Here is a 1,954-nt window from a genome sequence, read left to right on the forward strand (position 1 = left end):
CCCTGCGCCGCGCCGCCCCGGCCCTCGCCGCGTACACGGCCGTCCGGCTGTTCGTCCTGCTCGTCCTCGGTGTCTGGGTGCACCGGCAGGGCCACGGCGTCTGGGAGACGCTCGCCACGGAGTGGGACTCCAACTGGTATCTGGGGATCGCGGACCACGGCTACGCCGACCGGCTCGGCACCGCGGTCAACGCGAACAACCTGGCGTTCTTCCCGCTGTACCCGGTCCTGATCAAGCTCGTCGCCGCGGTCACCCCCGGTTCGCGGGCCAGTGTGGGCCTGGCGCTGGCCGTCGCCGCCTCGTACCTCGCCGCGTGGGGGATCTTCGCGGTCGGCAACCGGCTGCACGGGCGCCGGACCGGAGTGCTGCTCGTCTTCCTGTGGGCCTGCCTGCCGGTCGGGCTCGTGCAGTGGATGGGCTACACCGAGTCGCTGTTCACGGCGGCCGTCGCCTGGTCCCTGTACGCGGCCCTGACCGGGCGCTGGATCTGGGCGGGCGCCCTGTGCGCGCTGGCCGGCCTGACCCGGCCGACCGGGATCGCGCTCGCCGCCGCCATCGCCCTGTGCGCCCTGCCGGGGCTGCGCCGGCGCTTCTGCCCGCGCGTCCTGTGCGGGGCGCTGCTCGCGCCGCTCGGCTGGCTCGGGTACGTCGGCTGGGTGGGGCTGCGGCTGGGCCGCTGGGACGGCTACTTCGCGGTGCAGAAGCTCTGGTTCAACGAGGTGGACGGCGGCGCCGAGACGCTCCGCCAGTTCCGCGAGATCCTCACCGCGCAGACGCGGCCCGAGCTCTTCCTGGTCATGGTGACGGTGTCGCTGATCGCGGCGGTCGTCCTGTTCGGGCTGTCCGTGAGCGACCGGCAGCCGCTGGTCCTGCTGCTGTTCACCGGCGCCCTGCTGGCCATCGTCCTGGGCAGCGGCGGTGTGTACTTCCCCCGCGTGCGCTTCCTGGTGCCCGGGTTCCCGCTCCTGCTGCCGCCGGCGGTGCTCCTGGCCCGGGTCTCGCGGCGTTCCCTGGTGCTCGCGGTGGGCGGGGCCGTGCTGGGCGCCGCGTACTGCGGCGGCTACATGGCGCTGGTGTGGACCGGGGCGCCGTGACGCGGGCGCGTGACCCGCGTGACCGGCGTGCCCTGGCGCCGGGCGCCGTGAGCGGACCCGGTGCGGCCCGTCAGCCCGTCGCGGCGAGCACGATCAGCAGCAGCGCGCCCACGGCGGCCGGGGCGAGCACCTCCCAGGCCCAGCGGACCGTGGCCGGGCCCTGCGCGCCGGGCTCCCCCGCCCGCGCCTCCTGGCGCTCGCGCAGATCGTCGATGACCTGGTCCGCGGCCGCGCGCGTCGGGCGCTCCCGGGTAGGGCCGCCGGACAGCGGGCCGCGGCCCGGCTCGCCCATCGCCGCGGCCCGGGCCAGATTGCGCTGCGCCTTCTTGCGGGCGCGCAGGGAGACGGGGACGGCCCAGAGCTGGTACTTGACGCCCTCCTGGTCCACGACCTCGTTCGAGTAGCCGGAGCGGAAGGACGCGACGGCCGCCCAGGGCAGCGTGATCATGCGGAACGGGTTGCGGACGCGCAGCCGGTCCTCGTTGTCGAACACCGCCGGGCGCAGCGTGAACGCCACGACGATCGGCACCACGCAGAGCAGGCCCGCGAGGGCCAGCCACGGGGTGCGGCCCTCGCCCTGGACCACGGCGTCGACGCCGAGCCAGGCGCCCAGCGCCAGCAGCACGACGCCGCCCGCGATACCGGCGGGCGAGCGGTGGACGCGGTCCTTGAGGGGGGCGGGGCTGGTCTCCATGGCCCTGATTCTGCCTGACGCCGCGCCGGGCTGGACCGTATGGGCCGCCGTAGCTCCGCCTCGTCGTCGGGCGGCTGCGGCCCGGCGGGGCTTCTCGCGCAGTTCCCACCGGCCCTGAGATGGCGCACGAAGTGCGCATCTCAGGGGCGCGGGGAACTGCGCGACC

2 protein-coding genes are annotated in these 1,954 nt (G+C 75.5%); one reads left to right on the plus strand and one right to left on the minus strand.

Annotation, left to right across the window (positions count from 1 at the left end; translation table 11 throughout):
* The first annotated feature begins 2 nt into the window (after positions 1-2).
* Entirely contained in the window at positions 3-1,094 is a 1,092-nt protein-coding gene (locus GTW43_RS34920; RefSeq protein WP_237536973.1) for a glycosyltransferase family 39 protein, read from the plus strand.
* Positions 1,095-1,164: 70 nt separating this feature from the next.
* Here GTW43_RS34920 and GTW43_RS34925 read toward each other — a convergent pair whose 3' ends face one another.
* Complete coding sequence (locus GTW43_RS34925; RefSeq protein ID WP_161305987.1) at positions 1,165-1,788, minus strand: PH domain-containing protein; 624 nt, start codon at positions 1,786-1,788, stop codon at positions 1,165-1,167.
* Positions 1,789-1,954 lie beyond the last annotated feature (166 nt).

It is taken from the genome of Streptomyces sp. SID5785 (assembly GCF_009870065.1).
GTDB lineage: Bacteria > Actinomycetota > Actinomycetes > Streptomycetales > Streptomycetaceae > Streptomyces.